The sequence below is a fragment of the Streptomyces ochraceiscleroticus genome (genome assembly GCF_000720485.1).
Classification (GTDB): domain Bacteria; phylum Actinomycetota; class Actinomycetes; order Streptomycetales; family Streptomycetaceae; genus Streptomyces; species Streptomyces ochraceiscleroticus.
Genome location: NZ_JOAX01000058.1, coordinates 1 through 6,429, shown reverse-complemented (window position 1 = coordinate 6,429; position 6,429 = coordinate 1). Strand labels below are relative to the sequence as shown.

Annotated in this window: 9 protein-coding genes; 4 read left to right on the top strand and 5 right to left on the bottom strand. The window is 73.1% G+C overall.

The annotated features are described in order from the left end of the window. On the bottom strand, positions 1-97 hold a 97-nt coding region (locus IG84_RS40380; RefSeq protein ID WP_281179312.1), incomplete at its 3' end, for a biotin carboxylase N-terminal domain-containing protein. A gap of 407 nt (positions 98-504) precedes the next feature. On the opposite strand from IG84_RS40380, the gene IG84_RS0137045 reads away from it, so the two are divergent. Then, the gene (locus IG84_RS0137045; RefSeq protein ID WP_382467362.1) at positions 505-987 is read left to right on the top strand and encodes a hypothetical protein; all 483 of its coding nucleotides are present in this window, start codon (positions 505-507) and stop codon (positions 985-987) included. Positions 988-1,011: 24 nt separating this feature from the next. On the opposite strand, the gene IG84_RS0137040 is transcribed toward IG84_RS0137045, so the two are convergent. Beyond that, positions 1,012-1,617 (bottom strand): Maf family protein, encoded by a 606-nt coding sequence (locus IG84_RS0137040; RefSeq protein WP_031067768.1) that lies wholly within the window; start codon positions 1,615-1,617, stop codon positions 1,012-1,014. 38 nt (positions 1,618-1,655) lie between these two features. Continuing rightward, complete coding sequence (locus IG84_RS0137035) at positions 1,656-2,345, bottom strand: IclR family transcriptional regulator (protein WP_031067765.1); 690 nt, start codon at positions 2,343-2,345, stop codon at positions 1,656-1,658. A 192-nt stretch (positions 2,346-2,537) separates the two neighbouring features. Here IG84_RS0137035 and IG84_RS0137030 point away from each other — a divergent pair, with 192 nt between their 5' ends. From IG84_RS0137030 to fahA, 3 genes are read left to right on the top strand one after another with little or no spacing between them, the layout of a single operon-like run. Next, the gene (locus IG84_RS0137030) at positions 2,538-3,758 is read left to right on the top strand and encodes a homogentisate 1,2-dioxygenase (RefSeq protein ID WP_031067763.1); all 1,221 of its coding nucleotides are present in this window, start codon (positions 2,538-2,540) and stop codon (positions 3,756-3,758) included. A 3-nt stretch (positions 3,759-3,761) separates the two neighbouring features. Beyond that, positions 3,762-4,658 carry a hypothetical protein gene (locus IG84_RS0137025; protein ID WP_031067761.1) on the top strand — a complete coding sequence of 299 codons (897 nt, stop codon included), beginning with the start codon at positions 3,762-3,764 and terminating at the stop codon, positions 4,656-4,658. Then, a complete protein-coding gene (gene fahA, locus IG84_RS0137020) occupies positions 4,655-5,908 on the top strand; it encodes a fumarylacetoacetase (RefSeq protein WP_051862864.1) in 1,254 nt (417 codons plus the stop codon). The genes IG84_RS0137025 and fahA overlap by 4 nt, the downstream gene beginning before the upstream one ends. Here fahA and mmpB read toward each other — a convergent pair. After that, positions 5,879-6,010 (bottom strand): morphogenic membrane protein MmpB, encoded by a 132-nt coding sequence (gene mmpB, locus IG84_RS42745; RefSeq protein ID WP_263301601.1) that lies wholly within the window; start codon positions 6,008-6,010, stop codon positions 5,879-5,881. The genes fahA and mmpB overlap by 30 nt on opposite strands. A gap of 74 nt (positions 6,011-6,084) precedes the next feature. After that, entirely contained in the window at positions 6,085-6,291 is a 207-nt protein-coding gene (locus tag IG84_RS0137010) for an acyl-CoA carboxylase epsilon subunit (RefSeq protein WP_030265539.1), read from the bottom strand. Between the last annotated feature and the right edge of the window lie 138 nt (positions 6,292-6,429).

Here is a 6,429-nt window from a genome sequence, read left to right as displayed (position 1 = left end):
CGGCGTAGACCGCTACGCTCCCGATCCCGGCGTCCCGGCATGCCCGGGCCACGCGGACAGCGATTTCGCCACGGTTGGCGATGAGCACCTTGCGCACGATGGCTCCCTCCTCGAAACAAGCTGAGTTTAGGGACTGACGACACCACGTGCCGAGTCGACCCTGAGGGTGAGCTTCCCCACAAGGCGCCTGTGTCCGGCGCGAGCCGCGCGCCGAAGTCCCCTGCATCCCCAGGGTATGCCCGGAATTCCGGGCGTACGACGGAGACCTGGTGTGGGCAAGGTCTCGGCGCGTCCGACTTCCGTACGGCGCGGTTTCTTTGTGGAAACCCTACGAATGGCGGCCCGAAACTTTGCCGGGTGGGTGTCGGGTGTGACGCACGGGAAAGCCGCCCGCCGCACGCCCCTTGTCCTGGCTATTACCCGGCAGTAGCGTGCACCCGTCTTCTGTACTGGCGGTAACAGGCGCGGAAACGCGCCGGACAACAGCGGAAGTGGGTGGGTGCGGTGGCGGCACGCAGGCCGGTGGCCGTGGTGACGGCGGTGGTACTGGTCCTGGAAGCGGCCGGGATCGTGCTGCTCAACTGGATCCTGAGCGTCTTCGTCGACAAGCAGCGGATGTCGATGGCGGGCCTGGAGACCCACGCGATGTCGGCCGGGGCCTGGATCGGCGGCCTCGTCTTCGGCCTCTACCTGCTGTTCTGCGCGTACCTCGCGCTGCGCTGCGCGGTCCGGGACCGCGCGCCCGGCGGCTTCGCGCGCATCGTTCTCATCAGCTGCGCGGTGATCCACGGCGTGGTCGGCGCGTTCACGGTCGGCCTGGTCGGCTGGGCCGCGTTCGCCGGCGCGATGGTCACCCTCGGCCTGCTCATCTTCACCCTGCTGGCGTACGGAGAGCCGCGGACCGCCCCGCAGCCCGCCGAGCCGGACGCGCCGGGCACGCCGGACGCGCCGGACGCGCCGGGCGCGGAGCCGTCCCCTGCGGCCTAGCCCCTCACCGGACCGGCGGCCCGCTCACGCCCACAGGTCGGTGATCTGGATTCCCAGCTTCGCCAGCAGACGGCGGAGCAGCGGCAGGGACAGGCCGATGACGTTGCCCGGGTCGCCGTCGATGCCGTCGATGAAGGGGGCCGAGCGGCCGTCGAGGGTGAAGGCGCCCGCGACGTACAGCGGTTCGCCGCTCGCCACGTAGGCGGCGATCTCCGCGTCGGACGGCTCGCCGAAGCGGACCGTGGTGGCGGCGGTCGCCGAGACCCGGCGGCCGCTCTCCGTGTCGATGACGCAGTGCCCGGTCTGCAGCACGCCCGACCGGCCGCGCATCGACTTCCAGCGCGCTGTGGCGTCCTCGGCGTCGGCCGGCTTGCCCAGCGCGCGGCCGTCCAGTTCCAGTACGGAGTCGCAGCCGATGACCAACGCCCCGGCGGTCTCCGTGCGTCGGGCCACGGCGTCGGCCTTGGCCTCGGCCAGTACGCGGGCCAGCTCGCCCGGGGTGTCGGCGGTGATCGCGTCCTCGTCCACGCCGCTGACGATGACCTCGGGGGCCAGTCCGGCCTGCCGCAGGAGGCCGAGTCGGGCGGGGGACTGGGAGGCGAGCACGAGGCGGCGGGGCTGTTCGGTCATGCGGGTCATGGTAGGCCGAAGGGGTCAGGTGCAGGTTCTCAGGCCAGGCGGGCCGAGATCTCCTCGGCGGCGGCCGTGACGGGGGCGACGGCGGCCTCGGCGATGTCCTGGCGGTGGGTGATGAGGTTGATGCCGGCCGGGCCGTCGGGGTGGGCGGTGCGGATCGGTGCGGCGACCGCGAAGGTGCCCGGGACCACCTCGCCCGCGGTGAGCGCGTACCCGCGCTCCCGGGCCTCGGCGACCCGGGCCGGCTCGCCGTCCGCCGGAGGGCCGCCCGCGAGCAGGGCGATGCCGGCCGCGCCGCGGTCCAGGGGGTCGCGGTTGCCGACGCGGTAGGAGAAGCGCGGGCCGCGCGTGGCGGGTTCGACGACCGTGACGGCCACCGCCGCGTCGTCGTCGCGTACGACCAGGCAGGCGGTCGCCTCCAGCTCGTCGGCGAGCCGGCGCAGCACCTGTTCGGCGACCTCTCGCAGGCGCGGCCGCACCTGTTCGGCGAGCCCGACCAGGTCGGCGCCCACGCGGTAGCGCGCCTCGTCGTCCCGTACCGCGAAGTGCTGGCGCACCAGGGACGTCAGCAGGCGGTACGCGACCGAGCGGTGCACGCCCAGTTCGGCGGCGAGCTCGGTCGCGGTCATCCCGTGCGGCGTACCGGCGATCAGGCGGAGCGCGCGCAGGCCGCGTTCCAGCGTCTGGGACCCCTCGGCGGGTCGCGGCTCACTCGTTCCCACCTGCGCGGTCTCCCCTCCGTGGGCGTTTGCCGCGCCAGTCTTCCATGCCGCTTGGACCCGGACAGCGAGCCGGGCGGCGGGCTATTGACAGGCGTTCGGCGTGCGGCCACAGTCAGTGGCGCGTTCGGATATCAGTGAGCAGTGTCCGTTATTTGCACGCGCCCTGGGCGCGAGGAGGGGGCGCTCGACCCCATGCCGTACTACCGCCGCGCCGGCGACGTCCCGGCCAAGCGGCACACCCAGCACCGCGGCCCCGACGGCGGCCTGTACTACGAGGAGCTGATGGGCGAGGAGGGCTTCTCCTCGGACTCCTCGCTGCTCTACCACCGGGCGATCCCCTCGGCGATCACCGGCAGCCGCCCCTGGGAGCTGCCCGACCTCGCCACCGTCGCCAACCACCCTCTCAAGCCCCGGCACTTGAAGCTGCCCGCGCTCTTCGAGGGCGCCGACCCGGCCGTCACGGACGCCGTCACCGGCCGCCGCCTGGTGCTCGGCAACGAGGACGTACGGATCGGCTACGTCGTCGCGGGCGCGGCCTCGCCGCTGTACCGGAACGGCGTCGGCGACGAGTGCGTGTACGTGGAGAGCGGTACGGCACGGCTGGAGACCGTCTTCGGCGTGCTGGACGCGCGGCCCGGTGACTATCTCGTCATCCCGCGCGCCACCACCCACCGCTGGGTGCCCACCGGGGACGCGCCGCTGCGCGCGTACTGCATCGAGGCGAACAGCCACATCGCCCCGCCGGCCCGTTACCTGTCCCGGTACGGGCAACTGCTGGAGCACGCCCCGTACTGCGAGCGCGATCTGCGCGGGCCCGAAGGGCCGCTGCTCGCCGAGGAGGAGCACGCGGGCGAGGCGGAGGTCCTCGTCAAACACCGCGGACCCGGCCCCGGCGGACTGGCCGGATCGGTACTGACCTACCCCACCCACCCCTTCGATGTGGTGGGCTGGGACGGCTGTCTGTACCCGTACGCCTTCAGCATCCACGACTTTGAACCGCTGACGGGGCGGGTGCACCAGCCGCCGCCCGTCCACCAGGTCTTCGAGGGGCACAACTTCGTGATCTGCAACTTCGTGCCGCGGAAGGTCGACTACCACCCGCTGTCGATTCCCGTGCCGTACTACCACTCCAACGTCGACTCCGACGAAGTGATGTTCTACTGCGGCGGCGACTACGAGGCGCGCAAGGGCTCCGGCATCGGGCAGGGCTCGGTGTCGCTGCACCCGGGCGGGCACGCGCACGGCCCGCAGCCCGGCGCCTATGAACGCAGCATCGGCGTGGACTTCTTCGACGAACTGGCCGTCATGGTCGACACCTTCCGCCCGCTCGGTCTCGGCGAGGGCGGTACCGCTTGCGAGGATCAGGGGTATGCCTGGACGTGGGCCGGTGGCCACGGACCTCTGGAGGCGTGAGCAATGACCGTATCCGTGTTGTACGAACGGCTCGTGGACGATGCCGGGCTCTTCCCGCCCGAGCAGCTCGGGATGGACGCCGCTGTCGCCCGGCACCGCGCCGACGCGGCGGCCGGCGATCCGCGGCTCAGCCACCGGTTCCTGTGCCCGGCGGCGCGGCTGCCGGAGCTGTCGGCGGCGCTGGCCGAGGGGGACCGCTTCCGGGTGGGGCTGATCAGCCCGCTGGAGTGGGGCGCGCTGGTCGAGGCGCACCGCCGGCTCGCCGCCGACGGCCGGCTGCGGCTGGTCGCCCTGGAGGGCCCGGTCCCGGAGGCGCCCGACCTGGTGACGGCCGTCCGGCAGGCCGCCGACGCGCTGAAGAACCTGCCGTACGGGCCGCCGCCCGGCTTCCCCCAGTACGTCGAGATCCCGCTCACGGACGGGTGGGAGGCCGCCCTCGACGAGCTGGCCGCCGCCGGGCTCGCCGCCAAGGTCCGCTGCGGCGGCGTCCGCGCCGACCTGTTCCCCGCGACCGAGCACCTGGCGGTGTTCGTGTCCGCGTGCGTGCGGCGCGGGCTGCCCTTCAAGGCCACCGCCGGGCTGCATCACGCCGTGCGGTACCGCGACGCGCGCACCGGCTTCACCCACCACGGGTTCCTCAATCTGCTGCTGGCGGTCTGCCGGGCGGCGGACGGCGCCGCGCCCGACGGCGTCGAGGCCGTGCTGCGGTCCACCGATCCCGTCGCGCTGGCCGCCGAGGCCCGCGCGGTGACCCCGGCCCTCGCCGCGCGCACCCGCGCGGTGTTCACGGGGTACGGCTCGTGCAGTACCCGCGAACCGCTGGAAGACCTGCGGGCCATGGGCCTGACCGGCCCGGGCCCTCGCCCCGACACCCCCACCGACAGGGAGCTGGACGCATGACGACCCGATCCTGGGTGCCCGTACCGGAGCACTCCGACTTCCCCGTGCAGAACCTGCCGTACGGGATCTTCTCCCGCGCGGGGGAGCCGCCGCGGGCCGGTGTGGCGATCGGCGAGCATGTCCTGGACCTGTCGCGGCTCGGCGCGGACGCCGGGCTGCCGTACGCGGAGGACTTCGCGGCACCGAGCCTGAACCCGTTCATGGCGCGCGGCCGGGAGGCGTGGCGGGCGGTGCGGGCCCGGCTGACCGAGCTGCTGACGGACGAGGCGCACCGCGCGGCCGTCGAGCCGTACCTGGTCCCGCGGGACACGGTGACCCTGCACCTGCCGTTCGAGGTCGCCGACTATGTCGACTTCTACGCCTCCGAGCACCACGCGTCGAACGTGGGCCGGGTCTTCCGTCCCACGCAGCCGCCGCTCACCCCGAACTGGAAGCATCTGCCCATCGGTTACCACGGCCGCGCGGGCACCGTCGTCGTCTCCGGCACCCCGGTCGTGCGGCCGTGCGGGCAGCGCAAGGCTCCCGACGCCGAGGCGCCCGGCTTCGGCCCGTCGGTCCGGCTGGACATCGAGGCCGAGGTCGGCTTCGTCGTCGGCACGCCGTCCGAGCTGGGCCGCCCGGTGTCCGCCGCGGACTTCGCCGACCATGTCTTCGGTGTCGTCCTGGTCAACGACTGGAGCGCGCGCGACATCCAGGCGTGGGAGTACGTGCCGCTCGGCCCGTTCCTCGGCAAGTCCTTCGCGACCTCGGTGTCCCCGTGGGTGGTGCCCCTGGAGGCGCTGGGGGCGGCGCGGGTGGCGCCGCCCGCGCAGGACCCGGAGCCGCTGCCGTACTTGCGCACCGACGAGCCGTGGGGCCTGGATCTGGCGATCGAGGTGGCGTGCAACGGCGAGGTGGTCTCCCGGCCGCCGTTCCGCACCATGTACTGGACGGCCGCCCAGATGCTCGCCCATATGACGGTCAATGGCGCGAGCCTGCGCACCGGCGACTTCTACGCCTCCGGCACGGTCTCGGGCCCGGAGCCGGACCAGCGCGGTTCGTTCCTCGAACTGGGCTGGAACGGCACCGAACCGGTCAAGCTCGCCGACGGCTCCACCCGCGCCTACCTCGCCGACGGCGACACCGTCACGCTCCGCGCGACAGCGCCGGGCCGGGACGGTGTCCGGATCGGGTTCGGGGAGGTCAGCGGCACGGTCGAGCCGGCGCGCGGGGCGGCAGGGTCAGCCGGAGAGGCCGAGCAGCAGCAGTAAAAGGACCGCGGCGACCGCCAGCACGATGCCCGCCCGACGGAGCATGGCCTCTGCTTTACGCAGCTCCTCGGAGGGATCGTCGGACGGATCGGACCACAGCATGCTTCCGATCGTGCGCCTCTCGTCGCGGTGGCGCCTGAGTACGCGTACTCAGGCGCCACCGCGACATTGACCGGTCAGCGCGGCCAGAAGCTGGTACGCCAGGCGCGCGGGCCCGGGTGCGGAATCCGTCGCGGCACGAGGGACGCCGGGTCGGACCACTCCTCGCCCTGGTCCCGGCCGCCGGGCGCGGCGGCAGCGGCGGCCGCCGCGCGGGCTTGCACCACCGCGACTGCGGCGGCCAGCTCCTCCGGTGTCGGGTTGCCCCGTACGACCTTGATCACCGTCAGTCTCCTTACAGCAGTCGATCCTGACGTCTTTACAGCGGGATGTTGCCGTGCTTCTTGGGGGGCAGTTGTTCGCGCTTGTTGCGGAGGGTGCGCAGGCCGCGGACGATGTGGCGGCGGGTTTCGGAGGGCATG